This is a genomic window from Prescottella equi, from assembly GCF_020171745.1.
Taxonomy (GTDB): domain Bacteria; phylum Actinomycetota; class Actinomycetes; order Mycobacteriales; family Mycobacteriaceae; genus Prescottella; species Prescottella equi_A.
On record NZ_JAIVAH010000013.1, the window covers coordinates 255,060 to 278,720 of the forward strand.

Sequence of the window (23,661 nt, forward strand, 5' to 3'; positions counted from 1 at the left end):
GGGTGAGCGAATCGGTACCCCAGGCTGGCCCCTTCACGTGTTCGGTACTGTCCGCGGACGAACCGCTGCCCGGCAGCGCGGCGCAGGTCGCGGGATGGGTGTGCGTCGAGTACCCCGGCGCGTGGGGCCGCGACGTGCTCGACGGGACCGCGCTGGGCGTCGAACTGGCGGGCGCGTTGTCGGAGCGGGCCGACGCGGCCGGGGTCCGCATCATGTTCATCCGGCGTCCGGGGCGCACCGAGGACCGCGGCACTCGGACGGTGCTGCTGGCGAACTCGCACCCCGACCACGCGTGGTGCGAGCGACTCGAGATCGGAGCGGTCGCAGACCTGCTCGACATCGACCTGACGCAGATCGCCGGTCCTGCACCGGGACTGGGGGAGCGCGTCGACGGTCCGGTCGTGCTGGTGTGCGCGCACGGCAAGCGCGACCAGTGCTGCGCGGTCCTGGGCCGGCCGGTCGCGGCGACGCTCGGCGCGGAGTTCCCCGGCGACGTGTGGGAGTGCTCGCACACCGGCGGACACCGGTTCGCGCCGTCGATGATCCTGCTGCCGAGCGGCAACACGTACGGCCGGCTCACCCCCGCCGAGAGCAGGATCGCGGTGCATGCCGCGCGCGATCACGAGGTCTACCTGCCCGGATTGCGGGGACGCAGCGTCTGGGGTCAGCGCGGCCAGGTCGCGGAGGTCGCGGTCCGTGAGGATGTGCCGGCCCGAACCGACGATCTGACGGTGGACGAGAGCGCGCCGGACCCCGTGGTGACGCACCGCGACGGTCGGCGCTGGAGGGTGACGCTCGAGCAGCGCGAACTGTCGGCCCGGCCGGCCAGCTGCGGCGCGGATGCCAAGCCGGTCCGTCCGGTCGTCGCCGCGAACGTGCACGAACTCCCCGCCGAGGTTCCGGCGGGGAGTTCGATATAGCTGTCCGTCAGCCCGATTCGGCGACGCGAGCGGCCGGGCGGGCGTGCGGCGACCCGATCGGAGTCACCTTCCGCGGCGCGTGCGTCCGCTCCACGATTCCGAAATCGTTGGCGAGAAATGATTCCGCGGAATCGTCGAGAATATTCATCCACTCGTCGTGCAGCGGCGGGGCCACGGAGCCGGTCAGTGTCGACGTGTAGCTGCAGTTCCGGTAGCCCATGATGTCGTTCTTCTTGTCCTTCTTCCACTTCTTGAACAGCTCGCCCTGTTTTTCGACGTGGAATTCGGGGTAGTCGGTTCGATCGACAAGATCGCGAATGTAGGCCGCCTGGAAATCGATCTCGTCGACCGCGGCGTCCAGGTTTTCCTCGCGTTCACGCCACAGGTCGATATCCCGCTCGCGGGCCTCGTGATCCGGCAATTCGATGCGATCGAGAATTACGTCGCGCACATACCATGCCTGGGCGTCGAACATATTGAACGTGAAGTACTGGTCCTGCATGCCGAGGAAGAACAACTGCGGATTCGCCTGCGAGACGACGCCCTTGTAGATGTCGCGCGGGTACAGGCGGTTGTTCGTCTTGAGGGCCAGGTCGTCGGGTAGGAACGGGAAGTGGTGCCGGTACCCGGTGCACAGGACGATCGCGTCCACCTCACGGGTGCTGCCGTCCTGGAAGTGCACGGTGTTGCCGTCGATCTCGGTGAGCAGCGGCACCTCGGACAGGCCCTCCGGCCAGTCGTGCCCCATCGGGTTGGAGCGGTAGCTGAACGTGACCTCGGCGGCGCCGTACTTGAAGCACTGGGTGCCGATGTCCTCAGCGGAATAGCTGCTGCCGATCAGTAGGAGGCGCTTACCTGTGAATTCCCGCGCGTCACGGAAGTCGTGGGCGTGCAGCACCCGTCCCGGGAAGTCCTCGATGCCGTCGAAATGCGGAACATTGGGTGTGGAGAAATGTCCGGTTGCGACCACGACGTGGTCGAACAGTTCGGTCTCGAGTACATCCTTGTCGTGATCGGCGACGGTCACCGCGAACTTACCCGGGCCGTTCCCCGGCGTCTCCGCCGGCACGTACTCCACCCACCGGACGGCGGTGTCGAAGCGGATGTACTTGCGGACGTCGTCCTGATCGACGCGTCCCATGATGTAGTCGTGCAGCACGGCCCGTGGCGGATACGACGGAATCGGTCGGCCGAAATGTTCCTCGAAAGAATAGTCGGCGAACTCCAGGCACTCCTTCGGCCCGTTGGACCAGAGGAAGCGATACATGCTCCCGTGTACCGGTTCGCCGTGTTGGTCGAGACCCGTGCGCCACGTGTAGTTCCACATGCCGCCCAGATCGCTCTGCTTTTCGTAACAAACAATTTCGGGCATCGACCCAAGACCTGATTTCCGCGCTGACTCGAATGCCCTCAACTGTGCGAGGCCACTCGGACCGGCTCCCAAAATCGCGATCCTTGGCGTCAAAGTTTTCTCCCTATTTTCGTTGATCCCTTCTTCTTGCTTAGCACAGCGAAAGACGGTTTGGCCAACTCGCGAATCGAAATTCTGTGCGATTCGTCGGGCGAAATACACCCGTTCACCAGTGCAAACGCGTCACCAGTGCGTGCCCGGAATCAGTCGGGCCAGACGGCGCCCGAACCGCGCCGCGGTGGCGGTCGGACCGGTCGGTCGAGGGGCGGGAGTCGACGCCTGGGGCTCGAGTGGCGCAGGGCTGTCGGCCTCCCCGCGTGCGGCCGGCGAATCCGGGAATGCGTGGTACATCTGCGACAGCGCGCGGTCCTTGAGGCGCGGTGCGAAGATGCCGCCGAATTCGGCGAGGGTGCCGACCGGGACGTCGATGCGCTTGGGCCTCTCGACGAGCGCGCGGACCACCATGGCCGCGGCCTTCTCGGGACTCGCGGCCGGGCCCGCGTTGTACTGGCCGGTGGGCGCGATCATCGGCGTGCGTACCAGCGGCATGTGGATCGTGGTGAACGTGATGCCGTCGGAGAGGGTCTCGGCGGCGGCCACGTCCGCGAAGGCGTCGAGGGCGGACTTGCTCGCGACGTACGCCGCGAACCGCGGGGTCCGGGCCTGCACGCCGGCGGTGCTGATGTCGACGATGTGACCGAAGCGGCGCTCGCGCATGTGCGGCAGCAACGCGAGCACCATGCGCACCGCGCCGAAGTAGTTGACCGCCATGGTGCGCTCGAAATCGTGCAGACGGTCGGTGGAGCGGTACAGTCCGCGCCGGATGGACCGGCCCGCGTTGTTGACGAGCATGTCGACGTGGTCGTGTTCGGCCAGAATCGACTTCACCGTCCGCTCGACGGCCTCGCTGTCGGTGATGTCGCACTGGTAGGCGTGCGCGGATCCGCCGGCCTCACGGATCTGGGACACCACGGCGTCGAGTTCGTCCGCGCGGCGGGCGAGCAGCAGCACTGTCGCGCCCTTGGCGGCGGTGGCTACCGCGGCCGCGCGGCCGATGCCGGACGACGCCCCGGTGATGACGACGTGTCGGTTCACGAGGGGGCCGGCAGGGTCGTCGCGTCGGGCGCGGTCCGGGTCGAGGTGCTCGCGCCAGTACTCCCACAGTCTTCCCGCGTACGACGGGAACGGCGGCACCGCTATGCCACTGTCCTGCAGGGCCTCTCGGGTCCACTCCGTCGTGAATCGGGTCGGCAGGGTGAGATGGTCGAGCATCACCGGCGGGACACCCATCCGGCGCAGCGCGACGTCGCGAACCCCACGCACCCGTGCCGGCGGATCCAGCAGGGGGCGGGCCAGGGCGCCGGGCAGATCGGCGACCGGAGTCGGAGCGTGCGCGGCCTTCGCGAGCGCCGCATAGATCTGCCGGACCGGCTGGGCGTCGGGGGAGACGAGATGGAAGGCCCGGCGGTCGAGACCCGGCCGCAGCATCAACTCCACGATCGCAGCCGCGACGAAGTCCACCGGAACCACGTTGGTGTAGCCCAGTTTCGGGACGGCGACCGGCAGCGCGGACGGCAACTTCGCGAGCGCGGCGAGCGCGGGGAAGAAGTAGTAGGGGCCGTCCACCTTGTCCATCTCGCCGGTGACCGAACTGCCCACCACGGCCGCCGGACGGTAGATCCGCCACGGCACGTTCGACGTCCGCACCAGGCGCTCGGCCTCGAACTTGGTGCGGTGGTACGGCGTCGGGAAATGCTGGCCGAGGTCGAAGTCCTCCTCGGTGAACCGGCCGCGGTGATCGCCGGCCACCGCGATGGACGAGACATGGTGCAGGGTCGCGCCGAGCTGGTCGGCGAGGTCGATAACCGCGCGGGTGCCGTCGATGTTGGTCGACGCCTGCTCCTCGCCCGCGGTGAGGTTGTAGATCGCGCCGAGGTGCAGCACGTGGTCGGCGGCCGGCGGCGCGGCCTCGAACCCCAGGCCCGGCTCGGTGAGATCGCCGACGAGCGCGTGCACCCGGCCGCGGTCCGGCCAGCGCTCGGCCAGGCGCTCGAACTTCGACAGAGATCCGGGCCGGACGAGGACGTGTACCTGCGCCGACGGGTCCCGTTCGAGCAGCCGCTCGATCGTGTGTCTGCCGAGGAACCCCGTGCCGCCCGTGACGATGTACGTGGCCATACCCCCGGAACTTACTCCGAAGTAAGGAGTGTCACCAGGGGTGCGGGAAACTCAGTGCCCGAGGCCGACGCGTTCGTGCACCCGCCGCATCCAGGCCGGGGCCCACCAGTTGGCCTCGCCCATGAGCTTGACCAGCGACGGCACCAGCAGCATCCGCACGACGGTGGCGTCGATGATCAGCGCGAGGATCATGCCGACCCCGAGGAACCGCATGATCGACAGGCCCGACACCGTGAACGCGCCGGTGACGACGATGAGCAGCATCGCGGCCGCGGTGACGACCCGGCCGGTGCGCTCGGCGCCGATCCGCACGGCCTCCTCGGTGGTGGCGCCGGCGGCCCGGGCCTCGACCATCCGCGACATCAGGAACACCTCGTAGTCGGTCGACAGTCCGAACACCACCGCGAGGATGAGCACCACGAACGTGGCCTCCAGCGGGGCCGGGGTGACCCCGAGCAGGTCGGCGCCGTGCCCCTCCTGGAACACCCACGTGAGGATGCCGAACGTCGCCGCCAGGCTCAGTCCCGCCATCGCGACGGCCTTGATCGGCAGCACCACCGATCCGAACGCCAGGAACATCAGCACCAGCGTCGAGACCACCATGATCGCGATCATCGCGGGCAGCCAGCGCACGATCGCGGCGTTGCCGTCGTCGACGGACGCCTGCCCGCCGCCGACGAGCAGTTCGGTGCCCGGCGGGGCGCCGATCGCCCGCAGGCCCTGCACGGCGTCGCCGGCCGCGGCGCCCTCGACTCCCTCCGCGTAGAGCGCCTGGATCGCGGTCACGTCGTTCTTCGTCGCGAGGACCACGGCCTGCGAGATGCCGTCCACCTGCTTGGCCGCGGCGACGACCTTCGCCAGGTCGCCGGGCGACGCGGGCGCCCCGTCGGGTCCGCGCAGGACCATCGTCGCGCCCTCGCCGGTCGACGGGAACTCGGTCGCGAGCGTCTCGGTGGCGATGCGGGCCGGATCGTCGGCCGGCAGTGCGGTGTAGGTGATCTCGCCGAGCGTCGCCTTCGTCAGCGGCGCGGCGAGCACGAGCAGACCGGCGGTGATGCCGACCGCGACGACTGCGGGTCGCTTCATCACCTTCGTGACGACACCACCCCAGAAGCGCTGGGCGCGTTCCTCGCCGCGCTGCGCCGCACCCTTGCGCCACGACAGCGCGTCGATGCGGTGTCCGAGGATCGCGAGCAGCGCGGGCACGACCGTCAGCGACAGCACCGCCGCACCCGTCACGGCCGCGATCGCGCCGAAGCCGAGGGAGCGGATCACCGCCTGCGGGAACACGAGCATGCCCGCGAACGCGCACACCAGCAGCAGGCCCGAGAACATCACGGTGCGGCCGGCCGTCAGCACGGTCCGGCGGGCGGCGTCGGCGGGCGCGGCGCCACTCCTGAGTTCCTCACGGAACCGACTCACGATGAACAGGCCGTAGTCGATCGCCAGGCCCAGACCGATCAGCGACGCAACGTTGAGCGCGAACGAACTGACCTCGGTGACCTGGGTGAGCAGACGCAGGATGCCCAGTGAACTGAGCACCGAGAGCAGACCGACGAACACCGGGACCGCCGCTGCGACCAGGCCGCCGAAGACGAACACCAACAGCACCAACGTGATCGGGATCGCGATCGCCTCGGCGCGGACCAGGTCGGCCTGCAGCCGATTGCTGAGCGAGACCCCGACCACGGCGCCACCCGCGAATTCGGATTCCACCCCGTCGATCTCGAGCTTCGGCAGCAGGTCGCCGAAATTGGCGACGGTCACCTCCGCGTCGGGCGAGAGCACGATCGACGCGGCCACCTTCGTCTCGTCGTTCGAGAGCAACAACTGTTTCGCGGGCGGCACCGCCGTCCAGTACGACGTCACCGACTGCGTCGGCACCTCGGCCGCGAACCGGTCGAGGGTTTCGGTGACGACCGGCTCCAGATCGGCGAGGGTCTTGCCGCCCGGCACCGTGTAGATCGCGACGATGTCGGGGTCCTGCCGGCCGAAGTTGTCGTCGACGATCCGCGACACCTCTGCCGATTCGCTTCCCGGATCGGTGTATCCGCCCTGACTGAGTTTGGAGAACACGCCGGTGCCCCAGATTCCGGCCGCGAGGGCGGCGATCAGAACGACCGCCAGTACCCACCATTTGCGTGCAACGACGATCGAGGACCAGCGTGTCATTCCCGCGACTCTAGCGACTCCCTCGGTGCGTCATTTCAGTCCGGACCGGACGAAGGCGTCGACGACGTGCCGCTGCAGGAAGATGTAGATGAGGAAGATCGGCAGGCACGCGATACCGGCGGCCGCCATCACCGCACCCCAGTTGTTGCCCTCGGCGCCGAGGAAACTGCGGATGCCGATCTGCACCAGCGCATCCGAGTTCCGCAGCACCAGCGACGGCCACAGGTACTCGTTCCACGCCGAGATGAACAGCATGATCCCGAGCGCCGCGAGCGCCGGACGCATGTTGGGCACGATCACCTTCCACAGTGACGCCCACGCGCCCTGCCCGTCCATCTCGCTCGCGTCGAGCAACTCGCGCGGGAACGCCTCCATGTGCTGACGCAGCAGCATCACCCCGAACGCCGAGCACAGATTCGGGATCACCACGCCGGCGACGGTGTCGAGCAGACCCATCTGCGAGATCAGCAGGTAGTTGGGAATCATCGTGACCTGGAACGGCACCAGCCACGACCCGACGAACAACAGGAACAGCAGTCGTTTGCCGACGAAGTCCCACCGCGCGAACGCGTACGACGCGAGCAGCGCGACGAACAGCTGGCTGATCGCGACGACGAACGCCATCGCGAACGTGTTGGTGAGCATCGACAGCATCGGGATGGTGTCGAAGACGTACCGGAAGTTGTCGAGGTTCAGCGGCCACGGAACGGGGCTGCCGGACAGGGAATCCTCCGGCCGGCGCAGTGCGGTCGCGAACATCCAGTAGACCGGGAAGACGCTGAACACCGCGAGGGCGGCCAGCACGACGTGACCGAGAGCGACGCGGCGCTTGTTCCGTCGCGGCTCGGGGGTGTCGGCCGACGGGGCGGCCTGCGTGCTGGGCGGGGCGGGATCGAGAAGGACGAAGGCCATCGGTGATTCCTAGTTGTCGTAGAAGCTCAGTCGCTCGGACAACCGCACGAACACGAATGCGATCAGACCGAAGCCGAGGAAGAAGAGGGTGCCCGCGGCCGCCGAGAGACCGGCGTCGAAGTTGCGGAAACCGAACTCGTACAACAGGTAGTAGATGTTGGTCGACGACCCGCTGGGGCCGCCCTGCGTGAGGACGTCGATCACCGGGTAGGTCCACTGCGCGCTCAGCAGGATCGTCATGAGCGCCAGGAAGACCAGCGTGGGGGAGAGCAGCGGCAGTGTGATGCGCCGGGTGATCGTGGACGGGGTGGCGCCGTCGAGCGCGGCGGCGTGACCGTAGTCGGGGCTGATCCCGGCCATGCCGGCGGAGATCACCAGCACGCCGAACCCGAGCATCTGCCAGCCGACGATCACGACGACGCCGATCAGCGCGAGCTTCGGGTCACGGAACACGTTGCCCAGGTCGTGACCCATTGCCGCGGAGATGCGCGGGATCATGCCGTTGTCCGGGTTGAACAGCCAGCGCCAGATCGCGCTGCTCGCAACGGGCGTCACGAGGAACGGGACGAAGATGAGGGCCTGGTAGAAGGTGCGGGCCCGTCCGCTCACCCGAGTGCACAGCAGCGCGATGACGAGCGGCAGAACCAGCGAGAACACCATGAACGCGGCGATGTACGCCACCGTGTTCCACAGGGCCTGATGCAGTTCCGGCAGCGACAGCACCGCGGTGTAGTTGTCGAGCCCGACCGGCTTCTTCGGGCTGGTCGGAATCATGTTCCATTTGTAGAACGAGAGCCCGACGGTCTCGGCGAGCGGCTTGTAGGTCCACAGGACCAGCAGGACCGTGGCGGGGAGCAGGAACAGGTAGGGAACGGCGCGGCGTGGCACCTGCGACCGCCACCCCGCCCCGGCCCGCACGGGCTGGGGCGAGGAGGCGGTCTGCGGTTCGACGATCGCCGGAACTTCGACGAACATTGATTTCTCGCAATCGTTTTCGGGAGTTTGTCAGTGGCTCGTGGTCTGAGCCATGGCCGCGAGCTGCTCCTCCGGAGACAGCGACTGGAAGTAGCGCATCTGCTCGAGCGTCACCTCGTACAGCGTCGGACCTTCCTCGACCGGGACGACGGTGTGCAGGATCCGGTCGGCGTACACGTGGACCAGGTTGAACGACTGCCCGCTGTCCTGGCCGCGCATGCCGCCGCCGGTCGGGAACAGGTCCTGGGTGTAGCAGGTGGCGGAGGCGACGGACACCGGGATGTCGCCGAAGGTGCACGTGGTCGAGTAGTGCAGGTGGCCACCGAGGATTCCGCGGACGTCGGTGCCGCGCAGCACGTCCTCGAGTCGGCGCTGGTCGCGCAGTTCGACGGCCTCGATCAGTTCCAGCGTGCTCGGCACCGGCGGGTGGTGCAGCGCCAGCAGCGTGCCGTGCGGCGCCGGAGTCGCGAGAACGTCGCGGAGCCAATCGAGCTGCGCGTCTGTGATCTCACCGTGGTGGTGGCCGGGAACGGTGCTGTCGAGCGCGACGATCCGCAGGCCGTCGATGTCGTGGACGATGTCCACCGACTCCTGTGTGGGCTCGGCGCCGAGCAGCCCCGCGCGGAACTCGGGCCGGCTGTCGTGGTTGCCCATCACCCAGATCACCCGGGCGCCCAGCTTCTGCGCAGCCGGTTCGACCAAGTCCCGCAGTCGGGCGTATGCCTGCGGATTGCCGGCGTCGGCGAGGTCGCCGGTGAACACGATCGCCTCGGGACGCTGGCCCGCGCGGTCGAGGCGGTCGAAGACGCGGGCGAGCTTGCTGTCGCTGTCGACGCTGCCGTGGAGGAACTCGCCGTCCCCGACGAAGTGGGTGTCGCTGATGTGCAGGACGAAGTGTTCGGGGGCGCCGTACTGTCCGGATTCGGACATGTCTGTCTCCTTGTGGGATTCGTGTGAGGGTGGGCGTCAGCCGAGGAGGCAGGCGCGGAGGTCGTCGAGTTCGGTGTCGGTCATGCCGTGTGCACGCAGGTAGCCGACGGCGTCGCCGTGGCTCGCGCGCAACGACGCGAGGGTGGCGAGCATCAGCGGGGCCGGACTGGCGGCGACGATCTGGGCGATGTCGATCCCGGCGGGCAGGCCACGCGCTGCCATCGCTGCCGTCATCGTGTCCACCCACTCGCCGGCGAGCATCAGTTCGGACAGTGAGTAGTCGGCGGCGATGTCGCGGTCGTCGACGCCGACGGCGGCCAGGGCCAGGGCGATCACCAGGCCGGTGCGGTCCTTGCCGGCGGTGCAGTGCACCAGGACCGGGTCGTCTCCGGAGTCGGCGATGAGGCGCACCGCGTCGGTGAGCGCGACGCCGTGCTCGCCCAGCATCCAGGCGTAGATCCCACCGAGATCGAGGGCTTCCGCGGTGTGCGTCGCGCCGCGGCTGCCGAGCCCGTCCCGGTAGACGGGCAGGTGGACCTCGCGGTGGCCGATGCCGTCGAGGGCGTTCGGGGCGCTCGCCCGTTCGTCGCTCTCTCGCAGGTCGATGACGAGGGCCAGCCCGAGATCCGAAAGTCCGGCGCGGCCGGCCGGGTCGATGCCGTGCAGCGCATCCGAGCGGAAGAGCTTGCCCCACTTGGTGGTCAGGCCGCCGGCGGGGTACCCGCCGACATCGCGGAGGTTGTGTACGCCGTCCGCGGGCAGGCGGCGGGACGGGGTGCGGAGGGGAGTCGTCATGTCGTGTCAGCCGATCAGGTCCTGGGCGCGCTTCTGGGCGGCGGCCATGGTGGTTGCGGGGTCCTTGCCGTAGAAGACCGACTCCTCGACCGCGGTGGCGAGGATGTCGTCGATCTGCACGTAGCTGTTGCCGGGGTACGACTGCCACGGCTCGAGCCGGTCGAGCTGCTTCAGGTTGGGTGTCAACAGTGGGTTGCCGTCGGCCCAGGACTTCAACGCCGCCGGGTCGGTCGTGAGCGACGTCCGCAGCGGCAGGTATCCGATCTTCGACGAGATCTCGGTGTAGGCGTGGTCGCTCGTCATGAACTTGATGAGCTCCCACGCGGCGCGCTGCTTCGCCGGGTCCTGCGCGAAGACGAACAGTGCCGAACCGGAGTTGGTCGGCACCGCCGCGCGGCCGTCGAAGGCGGGCATGGCCGCGGCCCGCAGTTCCCAGCCGGCGGCCTTCGACGCGCCCAGCAGCATGCCCTGGATCGCGGACGACTGCAGCTGGATCGCGGTGTCGCCCTTCATGAAGCTTTCCATCTGGCCGGCGGAGTCCTGGTTGGCCAGCACGCCCTGGTCGTACAGGTCGCGCAGCATCTCGACCGCCGCCAGCGACTCGTCGGTCGCGAATTCGACGCTCTCGCGGTCCTCGGACAGCACGTTGCCGCCGGCCGACCGGAACAGTCCCTGCATGCACCAGTTGCCGCCCTTGACCGCGCACGAGATCGTCAGCGACGGCTTGCCGGTAGACGCGGTGATCTTCTTGGCGGCCTCGGCGACCTTGGGCCACGTCGACAGGTCGGTGTCGGCGGGCACACCGGCCTTCTGGAACACGTTGGCGTTGTAGAACAGCACCGGGGTGGAGAACACGTACGGCATGCCGTAGGTCTGTCCCTCCCAGTCGCCGAGCGTCGCCGCCCGCGGGTGGTACGGGTGAGCGCCGGCCAGGTGTTCCTGGACGGCGTCGGTCCCGACCAGTGAGTCGAGCGAGTGCGCGCCCAGCTGGTTGACGGCGAAGTCGAGGGTGTCGAACGTCAGCTGCGCGACGTCCGGCGGGTTGCCCGCCAGCAACTGGGTCTGCACACTGCTCGCCGTGCCGCTTCCGGCGGCCGACGTGCCCTGCGGCGGTTGGGCTTTGACGGTGATGTTCGGGTGTTCGGCCTCGAAGTCGGCGATCAGCCCGGTGACGGTGTCCGTCCACGGGCCCGCCTGGGTGAGGTTGTAGGACTCGAAGACGATCTCGACATCCTGGTTCGGATCGAGTTCGGGGGCGAGGCCGTCCGAGGACGAACTCGACGCGATGGCGCCGGTGGCACATCCGGCCACGGTGAGGGCGGTGGCGAGCGACAGCAGCGCCAGGCCGGTGGTGCGTCTACGCATTGGTCAGGCTCCTAGCGGAAGAGGCGGGGTAGTCGTAGGGCTGCGAGGTGTCGATCCACTCGAGCCGGCGACCGCTCGCGCGGTCGAACAGGTGCACGTGTTCGGGATCGGTGGTGAGGGTGAGGGACTGGCCGACGCGCATCGCGATCGGCCGCGGTGAGCGGACGCACACGGTGGCGTCGCCGACGGTGCAGTACGCGATCTCCTCGCTGCCGAGGTTCTCGACGGAATCGACCGTGGCGGTGAGGGACACGGACTCCGACCCGCTGCCTGCGCGGAGGTGTTCCGGCCGGATGCCGAGCACGACGTCGAGGTCCTCGGTGGTGCCGGCCCACAGGTCGGCACGCAGACCTGGAGCCTCGGCGCGGACCGTACCGCGGATACTCAGGACCGCCGCGTCGAGGAGGTTCATCGCGGGACTGCCGAGGAAGCCGGCGACGAACACCGACGCCGGCCGGTCGTACACCTCCTCGGGCGTGCCGATCTGTTCGACGGCGCCGCGGTTGAGCAGCGCGATCCGGGTCGCCATCGTCATCGCCTCCACCTGGTCGTGGGTGACGTAGACGAACGTGGCGCCGAGGCGCCGGTGCAGATCGGTGAGCTCGCGACGGGTGGCCGTCCGCAGCTTCGCGTCGAGGTTCGACAGCGGCTCGTCCATCAGGAACGCCTTGGGGTTGCGCACGATCGCGCGCCCGACCGCGACACGCTGACGCTGGCCGCCCGACAGTTCCTTGGGCTTGCGGTCCAGTAGGTGCGCGATCTCGAGCTGCTGTGCCACCTCGTCGACCCGCGCCGCGGCCTCCTCCTTCGGAACCTTCCGGACCCGAAGGGGGAAACCGAGATTCCGCGCCACCGACAGGTGCGGGTACAGCGCGTAGTTCTGGAAGACCATCGCGACGTCGCGCTTGCGTGCGGGCGCGCTGGTGATGTCCTCGCCGTCCAGGACGATGCGGCCACTGGTCGGTTCGAGGAGCCCGGCGATCATCCGCAGGAGCGTCGTCTTACCGCAGCCCGAGGGGCCCAGCAGGACCAGGAAGTCGCCGTTGCGGATCTCCATCGAGATGTCGTCGACGGCGGTCACGCCGCCGAAGGTCCTGCCCAGGCTCTCGATTCGAATACTGCCCATGACCCTCTCCGATGAAACGTGATTACCCGAATCGGATCGATTCGGAATTCTCATTACATGGAGTAGTCAGCCAGCCGAAGGTGAACGAGCACTGAATGTCCGTCCAACTGGTCGTGAGCGTTTCGGGGCTAGTCGAGGTCCGTGGGATCGAGGGGTTCGTGCTTCGGATTCATCAGAGCGACAAGATGTTCCACGTCCCGCTCGGTGGAAACCCGGCTTGTGCCGTCCACCTCGGACACTGCGACCTGGAGGCCGAGGAGGAAGGTCAGCTGGATGATCGTCGCCGACACCCCGTGCGCCGCGTACGGCCCGGACCCACTGCCGACGATCAGGGTGGTGTCCGCCAGTTCGGCGAGTGACGAGCGGGCGTGCGCGGTGACGCCGACGACGTGGGCCCCGGTGTCCAGCGCGGCCCTCATGGCGTCGATCGTGTAGGCGTTCATGCCCGAGTCGCTCACCGCGACGCACACGTCGTCGGCGCCGAGGGTGCGCGCGGTGAGGGCCTGCACGACGGTGTCCGTGGGGGCCTCCGCGGCCCGTCCGGACAGCAGGAAGCGGACGGCGAACGCGGTTGCGGCCGTCGACGATCCGCCGTTGGCCACGACGAGGATGCGCCGCGCGTTCGTCAGCACCCGGACGGCGTCGTCGAAGGACGCCTCCGACAGTGGCGCCAGACCGCCGGCGAGGTCCGAGCCCACCTCGGTGACGATCGTGCGCAGTACGCCCACACTGCCGGGTGGCGAGGCCGCCTCGGCGGCCGTCGAGGACTCCGCGCCCAGATCGCGCAGCAGCAGCATGCGCAGGTGTTGGAATCCCGAGAAGCCGAGGTTCTGGCACGCCCGCACCACCGTTGCGGTCGACGTCGACGCCGCGGCCGCCAGGTCGGCCGCCGACCACCACGCCACCTCCCGGGGGCGTTCGGCGCACACGTCGGCCACCCGGCGTTCGCTCGGCGCCAGGCCCGCGGACAGGGCGCGGATGGTCGCGGTCGTCGTACCGATCGGCGGTTGGGTGCCGGGGGAGTCAGCGCTCATGGGGTCTGGATAACACACGCCGGTGAACGGCTGGGCGTCATGCGGGCGACGGAGCCCCGGTGAGCTTCGCGGCGATCGTCACGACCCGTGTCGCCAGATGGTCCAACGCGGCATTCGTGGTGTCGTCCAGCGGATCACGGTTCTCCGGGCCCGTCACGTGGCTCACGCCGTACGGGTTGCCGTCGGCGAACTTCACCGGATCGGTGTATCCGGGCGGCACGAGGATCCCGCCGAAGTGCATGAGCGACGTGTACAGCGCCATCAGGGTCGTCTCCTGGCCGCCGTGCCGGGTCTGGCTCGACGTGAACGCGGCGTACACCTTGTTCGCGAGCATTCCCTGCGCCCACAGACCGCCGAGCGAATCCATGAAGGCCTGGAACGGGCTCGCGGTGCTGCCGAAGCGGGTGGGGGAGCCGAAGATCACCGCGTCGGCCCACACGATGTCGTCGCCGGTGGCGGCCGGGAGATCCTTGGTGGCCAGGTAGTTCGCGGTCCATGCCGGATTGGTCGCGAACGACTCGGGATCACGGGTCTCGGCGATGTGCCGCACCCGGACCTCGGCGCCCGCGGACTCCGCGGCCCGGGAGAGGCGTTCGGCCATCGTCGTGCCGTGGCCGGTCGCCGAGTAGTAGATGACAGACAGGTTGGTCATCGGGACGTCCCTTCGGTGCGTTCGGCCCCCACCCCATGAGACCGCGCAGCGGCGTCCGCGCGCACCGGTTCGATCGCATCCGGTCCGCTGTGGGAGCGATGTCCGGATGGAGCCTCCCGGGAGTCCGTCGTGCGGGACCGAATCCGGACCGTACCGGCGGTTAAGTAGGCTGACCGGCATGGTGGACGACGTCCGGCCCCCGACTCTGGGCGAGATCATCCGGCAGCAGCGCGAGCTCGCCGCGGTGCCCATGCGGAAGTTCGCCGAGATGGTCGGGATCTCGAATCCCTATCTGTCACAGATCGAGCGGGACCTGCGGGCGCCGAGTGAGCAGGTGCTGGCGGCGATCGCCGAGCACCTGCACACGTCGGCAGACCTGCTGACTGCGCAGGCCGGCCGGGCCGACGCCGGTGAGGTTCCGGAGGTGGTGGCCGCGATCCGTCGCGACTCCGACCTGACCAAGGCTCAGCGGGCCGCGCTCGAGGAAATGTACGAGACGTTCCGCGACGTCACGATCGCGAAGCGGCGACGGGGCCCCCGACCGGCACAGTGATCCGGGCGGGGGCCCGTCGGAGGCCTCGTCGGGGGTGAGGCCTACTGCAGGACCTCACGCGCGGCCGTGGTGGCGGCCGCGCTGAGGCCCTGCACGAGGGTGGTCTGGGCGTCCACGACGGTGGCCACCCAGTCGAACTTGGCGGCCGTCGCGATCGACCGGTTGAAGTCGAGGACCGAGGACAGCGCCTTCTCGTAGGTGTCGAGCGTGAGGTTGCCGCTCAGCTTGGCGGCATCGAGGAACGTCTCGTTGAAGCTCTGCACGCGGCCGAGGTTCTCGTCGAAGGACTTGGTGACGGACTCGATGCCGTCCGTGAGCGTGGTCTTGGCGGTGGTGCGCGCGGCACCGGTGGTGTTCGCGTTCGCGGTGGTGGTCGATTGCGTGGCCATGGTGGCTCCTCGATGGGTGACGGACTGGGTGTTAGCAAGTTAGCATTATGACTGCTAACACGCTAGGCGGAGCGCATCTGTCAGGTGAAAACGTATGTGCCGGGAGCTGTTCCGATCGCCGGGTGCTGCTTGCTGCCCATCGGCGGCGGGGCCTGCAGGTCGCCGGCGCGCTGCTGCGACCAGGTCGCCCAGTCCTCCCACCACGAGGCGGATCGGCGCTGCGCCGACTCCCTCCACGCCGTCGGATCCGCCGGCAGTCCGCCGGGCGCCGGGTCGCCGGGTTCGCCGCAGGACTCGACCCAGGTCTTCTTGCCCGGCGGATTGACGATGCCGGCGATGTGTCCGCCGTTCGACAGGACGAATCGCACGTCGCCGCCGAACAACACGGCGCCCGCGTACGACGACTGCCACGGCACGATGTGATCGTCCAGCGCGCCCACGATGTAGACGTCGCTGTCGACGTCCCGCAGCGAGATCGTCCGTCCGGCGATCGTGAAACGACCCTGGGCCAACTGGTTCTCGCCGTAGAGCGAGTGCAGGTAGGTGCTGTGCATGGACGCCGGCATGCGGGTCGAGTCCTCGTTCCATGCGAGCAGGTCGAACGACTGCGGCTCCTCGCCCAGCATCCAGCGGCTCACCCAGTACCGGAAGATCAGATCGTTCGCCCGCAGCAGGTCGAAGGTCTGGGCCATGTCCGTGCCGGCCAGGTACCCGGCCCGTCGCATCACGATGTCGATCTTCGCGAGGGTCTCGGGGTCGGTCAGTAGTCCGAGGTCACCCGGATTGCTGTAGTCGAGCAGGGTGTTCGCCAGCGTGAGCGTGCCCAGACGGGGGTCACCGGCCGCGGTCAGGTGGCCGGCCGCGATCGACGCCATCGCACCGCCGAGGCACAGCCCGACCAGGTCGATCTTCGTCGCCCCGGTGATCTCCTCGACGACGTCCATCGCCGCCGCGACACCGTCGGTGAGGTAGTCGTCGAAACCCACGCCGCTCATCGACTCGTCCGGGTTGCGGTACGACATCAGGAAGACCGTGCGGCCGTGCCGGATCGCCCACTCGACGAAGCTGCGTCCCGGGCCGATGTCCATGATGTAGAACTTGTTGATCCAGGGCGGGCACGCCAGAAGCGGTGTCGCATGTACCTTTTCGGTCTGCGGTGCGTACTGGATGAGCTCGATCAGATCGTTTCGGAAGACCACCCGGCCGGGTGTCGCGGCCATGTTCTCGCCGACCGTGAACGCGCTGTCGTCGGTGCGCTTCGGCCGTCCACCGCGCTTGACCACGTCCTCGACCAGGTACGACGTGCCGCGGGCCAGGCTCTTGCCGCCCGTCGCGATCGCGCGAGTGAGCACCTCCGGGTTGGTGACGGGGTTGTTGGTGGGCGCGGCGACGTCGAGCAGCAGATGCGCCAACTGGCGTGCCTTGGCGGCCGTGAAGGCGTCCGCGGTGCCCGCGTCCACCAGGCTGTCGACGTACGAGCGCGCGCAGAGGTAGGAGCGCAGCACCGCGAAGTACGCGGGGTTGTCCTGCCAGGCGCGGTCCCGGAACCTGGCGTCCCCGGGGGCCGGCGGCGGGGTGCTCGCGCCGACGGCCACCCGGATCGCGTCGGGCGGGATCTGGGCCAACCCGACGGCCAGTCGGCCGGTGGCCGCGGCGACGGCCGTCGGATTGCAGACCGCGTTCCGGGCGACCGATGCGCTTGCAGCGAACCAGCCGGTGGGGTCGACCCTGGCGGAGATCTGACGGATCGCGCTATCGAGCACCGTTGCCTCCCAGATCATTCGAAGTGGAATCGGTGGAGTTCACGGGCCCCAGGTAGCGCAGGATCATCTGCGCGACGCACACCGGGCGGTCGACGCCCACCGCATCGAAGGTGAGGGTCACGGCGAGCTGATAGCCGCCCGGGCACGGCTCGACCGCGGTCACGTCGGCGACCGCGCCCACCGACGAGTCGACCGGAACCGGGGCGGGGAATCGGACCTTGTCGAGCCCGTAGTTGATGACCTGGGCACAGTCGGTCACGTCGAGCAGATGGAAGAAGAGTTCGACGGCGAGGGACAGGGTCAGGTAGCCGTGCGCGATCGTCGAGCCGAACGGGCCGGTCGCGGCCCGCTCCGGATCGACGTGGATCCACTGGTGGTCGTTGGTGGCATCGGCGAACAGCGCGATCTGTTCCTGCGTGATCAGGACTCGATGCGACGTGCCGAGGCTCGTGCCGGCGAGGGCGGGGAGTTGGGCCATGGTGATGCTGCGCGCAGACTGGCTGCTGGTCGTATTGGTGGTCATCTCGTCCCTGTGGTCCGATTCGGTCGGGTGCCCGAATTGTTGAGCATCTTCCATTGGTGCGCCGATCGCGCTCGACCCAATTCGAATGAATTCATGAATTGGGGTGCGATCGGGCGCAGCCTATATCGGCGATCCCTTTCGCGCAGCGCGTTCACCCGGAGCGTCCTGCTTGACGTTTGTCCAGGTAGGGGGCGTGAATTGTCGGAGTTTCGCGTGTTGTTGCACGTCGGACTCTGCGGCCTGGGTGTTATGTCCAATTCCCCCGTCGGGAAATTCGTGCGCAATTCTGATTCTCTACTTTCGGGTAGGGATATTCGGTCGCGCGACCGAATTGGTCGCCTACTGAAAGGTAAGAATTGGCGTCACATCAATTCGGTTTTCCGCGTATCGAAAATATGTAAACGGCCGGGATTGACGCGCGACCGGCGCGATGCGACGATAGAACACGTGTTCGAAGCGACTTCCCCGCTCGGGCGCTGTCGCCGAGTGGTTCGGCGGCAGATGCGTGGTAGGTAGGGAAGGGTGCGGATGGGCTGGGGCAACGGTCCGCCGACGTGGGCGGAGATGGAGCGGGTGCTGTCGGGGCGCCCGCGTCACGAGTCGCAGTTTCCGGGCGACGGCAGCGACAGCCCGGCGTGGTCCCGCAAGCGCGGTGCGTACCTGGCCGACGGTGCGGTTCGCCCGGTCGGTGCCACCGTGCCGTATGCGGAGTTGCACACCCACTCGGCCTTCAGCTTCCTCGACGGCGCCAGCCCGCCCGAGGAACTCGTCGAGGAGGCGGTGCGCCTGGGGCTGGACGCGATCGCGCTCACCGACCACGACGGCATGTACGGCGTGGTCCGCTTCGCCGAGGCCGCGAAGGAGCTGGGCATGCGGACGGTGTTCGGGGCGGAGTTGTCCCTCGATGCCACCCCGCGCACCGGCACCCCGGACCCCGACGGCACCCATCTGCTGGTGCTGGCCCGCGGGCAGGAGGGGTATCGGCGGCTGTCCCGGCAGATCGCGGCCGCGCACCTCGCCGGCGGCGAGAAGGGCAAGCCCCGCTACGACTACGACGCGCTCACCGAGGCGGCGGGCGGGCACTGGCAGATCCTCACCGGGTGCCGCAAGGGGCACGTGCGCAGCGCGCTCACCGCGGGCGGGCCCGACGCCGCCGAGGCGGCGCTGTGCGACCTCGTCGACCGGTTCGGGACGGACCGGGTCACCGTCGAACTGACCCGTCGCGGGCTGCCCGAGGACGACGAGGTCAATGCGGCACTCGCGGAAATCGCCGCGCGGCAGGGTCTTTCCGTGATCGCGTCCACCGCGGCGCACTTCGCCGGGCCGTCCCGGCGGCAGCTCGCGATGGCGATGGCCGCGGTGCGCGCCCGGCAGAGCCTCGACGAGGCCGCGGGCTGGCTCGCGCCCACCGGCGGCGCGCACCTGCGATCCGGCGCGGAGATGGCGCGGCTGTTCGCGCACTGCCCGGAGGCGGTCGCCGGCGCCGCCGCGCTGGGGCTCGAGTGCGCGTTCGATCTGCGGCTCATCGCGCCGAAACTGCCGCCGTTCGACGTCCCGGACGGGCACACCGAGGCGAGCTGGCTGCGCGAGCTGACCATGCAGGGCGCCCGGCGGCGGTACGGGCCGCCGTCGTCGAACCCGGCCGCGTACGCGCAGATCGAACACGAACTCGGGATCATCGAACGGCTGACCTTTCCCGGCTACTTCCTCGTGGTCCACGACATCGTCTCGTTCTGCAAGGACAACGACATCCTCTGTCAGGGAAGGGGATCGGCCGCCAACTCGGCGGTCTGCTACGCGATCGGGATCACCAACGTCGACCCGGTGCGCAACCAGTTGCTGTTCGAGCGGTTCCTCTCACCCGAGCGCGACGGCCCGCCCGACATCGACGTCGACATCGAATCCGACCGCCGCGAGGAGGCCATCCAGCACGTCTACACGAAGTACGGCCGCGAGTACGCCGCGCAGGTCGCCAACGTCATCACCTACCGCGGCAAGTCGTCGGTGCGGGACATGGCGCGGGCGCTCGGATTCTCGCAGGGGCAACAGGATGCGTGGAGCAAGCAGGTCAGCAGGTGGAGCGGCATCGGTAAGGAGACCGACACCGATATCCCGCCGGCCGTGCTGGAACTGGCCGCGCAGATCGAGGGCTTCCCGCGGCACCTCGGCATCCACTCCGGCGGCATGGTGATCTGCGACCGGCCCATCGCCGACGTGTGCCCGGTCGAGTGGGCGCGCATGGAGAACCGCAGCGTCCTGCAGTGGGACAAGGACGACTGCGCCGCAGTGGGATTGGTGAAGTTCGACCTGCTGGGCCTCGGCATGCTCTCGGCACTGCACTACATGATCGACCTGGTGGCCGAGCACAAGAGCATCGAGGTGGACCTGGCGCGGCTCGATCTGTCCGAGCAGGCGGTCTACGAGATGCTGCAGCGGGCCGACTCGGTGGGCGTGTTCCAGGTGGAGTCGCGGGCCCAGATGGCGACGCTGCCGCGCCTGAAGCCCCGCAACTTCTACGACCTCGTCGTCGAGGTCGCGCTCATCCGGCCCGGCCCGATCCAGGGCGGCTCGGTGCACCCCTACATCCGCCGCCGCAACGGCCGCGAACCCGTCACCTACGACCATCCCTGTCTCGAGAAGGCGCTGAAACGCACGCTCGGGGTGCCGCTGTTCCAGGAACAGCTCATGCAGATGGCCGTCGACGTCGCCGGATTCAGCGCCGCCGAGGCCGACCAGTTGCGGCGCGCGATGGGTTCCAAGCGGTCGCCCGAGAAGATGGAACGACTGCGCGGACGGCTCTACGACGGCATGCGGGAGTTGCACGGCATCACCGGCGACGTCGCCGACCGGATCTACGAGAAGCTGTACGCGTTCGCGAACTTCGGCTTCCCCGAAAGCCATTCGCAGAGTTTCGCGTCGTTGGTCTTCTACTCGTCGTGGTTCAAGCTGCACCACCCGGCGGCGTTCTGCGCGGGCCTGCTGCGCGCGCAGCCGATGGGCTTCTACTCGCCGCAGTCCCTCGTCGCCGACGCCCGCCGGCACGGGGTGCGAGTGCACGGATCCGACGTCAACGCGAGCCTCGCGCACGCGACGCTCGAGGCGCGCGGCACCGAGATACGGCTGGGGCTGGGGGAGGTGCGCGGCATCGGAGCCGACCTCGCCGAACGCATCGCTCGGGCGCGTGAAGACGACGGGCCGTTCCGCTCGATCCTGGACCTGACCGGCCGGATCGAACTGACCACCGCGCAGGTCGAGTCCCTCGCGACGGCCGGAGCCCTCGGCTGCTTCGGGTTGTCCCGGCGCGAGGCGCTGTGGGCGGCCGGCGCGGCATCGGGGGAGCGCCCGGACCGGCTGCCGGGCACCGGGGCGTCCACCCGCGCGCCCGCCCTGCCCGGCATGAGCGACCTCGAACTCGCCGCCGCCGACGTGTGGGCCACCGGCATCTCCCCGGACAGCTACCCGACGGAGTTCCTGCGCCCGCAACTCGACGCGCTGGGCGTGCTCCCGGCGTCGCGACTGCTGGACGTGCCGGACGGGGACCGGGTGCTGGTCGGGGGAGCGGTGACGCACCGGCAGCGGCCCGCGACCGCGGCCGGGGTGACCTTCGTCAATCTCGAGGACGAGACCGGAATGGTCAACGTCGTGTGCTCGGTTGGACTGTGGGCGAAGTATCGCAAGCTCGCCACCAGCGCCCCGGCGTTGCTGGTGCGGGGGAAGGTGCAGAACGCGGAGGGTGCGGTGACCGTGGTCGCGGACCATCTCCAGCTCATGGACCTGCGGATGTCGAGCAGGTCGCGGGACTTCCGCTGAGAGCGGCTTCACACCCCGTCACATACCCCCTGGGGTATAGTCGGCAGCAACATCGAGGAGGTAGATCGTGAAGGTTGTCATCGTCGGAGGTGTCGCCGGCGGCATGTCCGCGGCCACCCGCATGCGTCGTCTGGACGAGTCGGCGGAGATCATCGTGTTCGAGCGTGGCGCCCACGTGTCGTTCGCGAACTGCGGCCTGCCGTACTACGCCGGTGGCGTCACCGAGGACCGCGACGAACTGCTGCTGCAGACGCCCGAGAGCCTCGGGGCCCGCTTCCGACTCGACGTCCGCGTCCGCAGCGAGGTCGCCGCGATCGACCCCGACGCCCGCACCGTCACCGTCCACGACCTCGCGTCGGGTGACACCTACGTCGAGAGCTACGACGAACTGGTGCTGAGCACCGGCGCGAGCCCCATCGTGCCGCCGCTGCCCGGTGTCGAACGTGCACTGATCCTGCGCGACGTCGAGGACGTCGACCGGCTCGTGTCGCAGATGTCGTCCGCCCGCAGCGCCGTCATCGTCGGCGCCGGGTTCATCGGCGTCGAACTGGCCGAGAACCTGCGTCACCGCGACCTCGACGTCACCGTCGTCGAACTCGCCGACCAGGTGCTCGCCCCACTCGACCCCGAGATGGCGGCCCCGGTCGCCGACCGGATGCGGGAGAACGGCGTGCGCCTCGAACTCGGCACCCAGCTGACCTCGATCGGCGCCACCACCGCCGAACTGGCGGACGGGCGCACGCTCCCGGCCGACGTCGTCGTCATGGCGATCGGTGTCCGGCCCGAGAATTCGCTCGCGAAGATGGTCGGTGCCGACCTGGGGGAGCGGGGCGGCGTCGTGGTCGACGACCAGATGCGCACCTCGGTCCCGCATATCTTCGCCGTCGGTGACGCCGTCGAGAAGCGTGACGCGGTCGGCGGTGGTGTCGCGATGATCCCGCTCGCCAACCCGGCCAACCGGCAGGGTCGGCTGGTGGCCGACGTCATCGCGGGCCGCCCGGTGCGGGCCAAGTCGTCGTCGGGCACCGCCGTCGTCGGCGTGTTCGGGCTGATCGTCACCGCGACCGGCTGGAACGAGAAGCGACTGCGCGCGGCGGGCCGTCCCTACCGGGCCATTCACACCCATCCGCAGTCGCACGCGGGCTACTACCCGGGTGCGCAGCAGATGGCGATCAAGCTGCTCGTCGACCCGGAGACGGACGCCATCCTCGGCGCCCAGGCCGTGGGCGGCGAGGGCGTGGACAAGCGCATCGACATCATCGCCACCGCGATGGCCGGAGGGCTGACCGCGTCGGACCTGGCCGATCTGGAACTGGCGTACGCGCCGCAGTTCGGCTCGGCCAAGGACCCGGTGAACATGCTCGGCTACATCGCCGACAACCTGCGCACCGACGCCACCCGCACGGTCCAGTGGCACGAACTCGATACCCTGGTCGCCGGTGGCGCGTCGCTCGTCGACGTCCGCACCGCCGACGAGTTCGCGGCCGGCGCCATTCCGGGCGCCGTCAACGTCCCGCTCGACGAGCTCAGGGACCGGGTCGGCGAACTGCCGGCCGGGGAGCTGATCGTGCACTGCCAGGTGGGCCAGCGCGGCCACACCGCGGTGCGCCTGCTCGCCGGGCTGGGCCGACCCGCGGCCAACCTCGACGGCGGCTACAAGACGTGGGATGCAGGGCAGCGCGCCAAGGCGCCGGCCGGCGTCTCGTGAATCCCGAACACTCGGAAGGAACCCCCCTATGCGCGAAATTGACGTGACCGAACTCGAAGCGGTGCTCGCCACCGGCGCCCCGCTCGTCGACGTCCGTGAGGCGGACGAGTTCGCCGAGGCTCGGGTGCCCGGCGCGGTCCTGATCCCGCTCAGCGAGTTCGTCGCGCGCGTCGACGAGGTTCCGGCCGACGGCACCGTGTACGTCATCTGCGCGGCCGGTGGCCGCAGCGCCCAGGCCGCGCAGTACCTCGAGGCCCGGGGCGTCGACGCCGTCAACGTCGCCGGCGGCACCATGGCGTGGCTGCAGTCCGGCCGCGCCGTCGAGTCCGGCAGCTAGCACTACCCGAACCCGGTCGAAACCGAGTGGTTCTCGACCGGGTTCTCTTTAGCCCTCCGATATACCCCCACCCGTATTTTCGGGTCCCCCGCCCCCTTCGCGTTTTGC

At 69.0% G+C, this 23,661-nt stretch carries 19 protein-coding genes; 5 read left to right on the forward strand and 14 right to left on the reverse strand.

The features are described from left to right. Window positions 1-2 precede the first annotated feature (2 nt). On the forward strand, window positions 3-920 hold the full coding sequence (locus tag LCL87_RS11310) for a sucrase ferredoxin (protein ID WP_225019594.1): 918 nt from the start codon (window positions 3-5) through the stop codon (window positions 918-920). Window positions 921-927: 7 nt separating this feature from the next. Here LCL87_RS11310 and LCL87_RS11315 read toward each other — a convergent pair whose 3' ends face one another. The 11 genes from LCL87_RS11315 to wrbA form a co-directional block, all read right to left on the reverse strand. Beyond that, window positions 928-2,385 carry a trimethylamine monooxygenase gene (locus LCL87_RS11315; RefSeq protein ID WP_225020002.1) on the reverse strand — a complete coding sequence of 486 codons (1,458 nt, stop codon included), beginning with the start codon at window positions 2,383-2,385 and terminating at the stop codon, window positions 928-930. 129 nt (window positions 2,386-2,514) lie between these two features. After that, entirely contained in the window at window positions 2,515-4,509 is a 1,995-nt protein-coding gene (locus LCL87_RS11320; RefSeq protein ID WP_225019596.1) for an SDR family oxidoreductase, read from the reverse strand. Between the two features lie 51 nt (window positions 4,510-4,560). Continuing rightward, window positions 4,561-6,681 (reverse strand): MMPL family transporter, encoded by a 2,121-nt coding sequence (locus tag LCL87_RS11325; RefSeq protein WP_225019598.1) that lies wholly within the window; start codon window positions 6,679-6,681, stop codon window positions 4,561-4,563. A 30-nt stretch (window positions 6,682-6,711) separates the two neighbouring features. After that, complete coding sequence (locus LCL87_RS11330; protein WP_084846794.1) at window positions 6,712-7,593, reverse strand: carbohydrate ABC transporter permease; 882 nt, start codon at window positions 7,591-7,593, stop codon at window positions 6,712-6,714. Between the two features lie 9 nt (window positions 7,594-7,602). Continuing rightward, window positions 7,603-8,568: a carbohydrate ABC transporter permease gene (locus tag LCL87_RS11335; RefSeq protein ID WP_225019600.1), complete on the reverse strand. Its 966-nt coding sequence runs from the start codon at window positions 8,566-8,568 to the stop codon at window positions 7,603-7,605. Window positions 8,569-8,598: 30 nt separating this feature from the next. Continuing rightward, window positions 8,599-9,498 carry a phosphodiesterase gene (locus LCL87_RS11340; RefSeq protein WP_225019602.1) on the reverse strand — a complete coding sequence of 300 codons (900 nt, stop codon included), beginning with the start codon at window positions 9,496-9,498 and terminating at the stop codon, window positions 8,599-8,601. A gap of 36 nt (window positions 9,499-9,534) precedes the next feature. After that, window positions 9,535-10,293 carry a tyrosine-protein phosphatase gene (locus LCL87_RS11345; RefSeq protein ID WP_225019604.1) on the reverse strand — a complete coding sequence of 253 codons (759 nt, stop codon included), beginning with the start codon at window positions 10,291-10,293 and terminating at the stop codon, window positions 9,535-9,537. Between the two features lie 6 nt (window positions 10,294-10,299). Further along, a complete protein-coding gene (locus LCL87_RS11350) occupies window positions 10,300-11,658 on the reverse strand; it encodes an ABC transporter substrate-binding protein (protein ID WP_225019607.1) in 1,359 nt (452 codons plus the stop codon). Then, entirely contained in the window at window positions 11,651-12,784 is a 1,134-nt protein-coding gene (locus tag LCL87_RS11355; protein ID WP_225019609.1) for an ABC transporter ATP-binding protein, read from the reverse strand. Before LCL87_RS11355 ends, LCL87_RS11350 begins: the two co-directional genes overlap by 8 nt. A 128-nt stretch (window positions 12,785-12,912) precedes the next feature. Further along, window positions 12,913-13,818, reverse strand: a complete 906-nt coding sequence (locus LCL87_RS11360; RefSeq protein WP_225019611.1) for a MurR/RpiR family transcriptional regulator — start codon at window positions 13,816-13,818, stop codon at window positions 12,913-12,915. Between the two features lie 37 nt (window positions 13,819-13,855). Then, window positions 13,856-14,470 (reverse strand): NAD(P)H:quinone oxidoreductase, encoded by a 615-nt coding sequence (gene wrbA, locus LCL87_RS11365; protein ID WP_225019612.1) that lies wholly within the window; start codon window positions 14,468-14,470, stop codon window positions 13,856-13,858. 178 nt (window positions 14,471-14,648) lie between these two features. On the opposite strand from wrbA, the gene LCL87_RS11370 reads away from it, so the two are divergent. After that, window positions 14,649-15,023: a helix-turn-helix domain-containing protein gene (locus LCL87_RS11370; protein ID WP_084846760.1), complete on the forward strand. Its 375-nt coding sequence runs from the start codon at window positions 14,649-14,651 to the stop codon at window positions 15,021-15,023. 41 nt (window positions 15,024-15,064) lie between these two features. Here LCL87_RS11370 and LCL87_RS11375 read toward each other — a convergent pair whose 3' ends face one another. The 3 genes from LCL87_RS11375 to LCL87_RS11385 form a co-directional block, all read right to left on the reverse strand. Then, the gene (locus LCL87_RS11375) at window positions 15,065-15,412 is read right to left on the reverse strand and encodes a hypothetical protein (RefSeq protein WP_225019614.1); all 348 of its coding nucleotides are present in this window, start codon (window positions 15,410-15,412) and stop codon (window positions 15,065-15,067) included. Between the two features lie 80 nt (window positions 15,413-15,492). Then, on the reverse strand, window positions 15,493-17,175 hold the full coding sequence (locus tag LCL87_RS11380) for an alpha/beta fold hydrolase (protein WP_225019616.1): 1,683 nt from the start codon (window positions 17,173-17,175) through the stop codon (window positions 15,493-15,495). Beyond that, window positions 17,165-17,698: a MaoC family dehydratase gene (locus LCL87_RS11385; RefSeq protein WP_225019618.1), complete on the reverse strand. Its 534-nt coding sequence runs from the start codon at window positions 17,696-17,698 to the stop codon at window positions 17,165-17,167. The genes LCL87_RS11380 and LCL87_RS11385 overlap by 11 nt, the downstream gene beginning before the upstream one ends. 528 nt (window positions 17,699-18,226) lie before the next feature. Between LCL87_RS11385 and LCL87_RS11390 the strand changes: the two genes are divergently transcribed. From LCL87_RS11390 to LCL87_RS11400, 3 genes are all read left to right on the forward strand, one after another. Beyond that, window positions 18,227-21,508 (forward strand): error-prone DNA polymerase, encoded by a 3,282-nt coding sequence (locus LCL87_RS11390; protein ID WP_225019620.1) that lies wholly within the window; start codon window positions 18,227-18,229, stop codon window positions 21,506-21,508. Between the two features lie 64 nt (window positions 21,509-21,572). After that, window positions 21,573-23,216, forward strand: coding sequence for an FAD-dependent oxidoreductase (locus tag LCL87_RS11395; protein WP_225020004.1), 1,644 nt, complete (start codon window positions 21,573-21,575; stop codon window positions 23,214-23,216). 28 nt (window positions 23,217-23,244) lie between these two features. Continuing rightward, window positions 23,245-23,553: a rhodanese-like domain-containing protein gene (locus LCL87_RS11400; RefSeq protein WP_225019622.1), complete on the forward strand. Its 309-nt coding sequence runs from the start codon at window positions 23,245-23,247 to the stop codon at window positions 23,551-23,553. Window positions 23,554-23,661 lie beyond the last annotated feature (108 nt).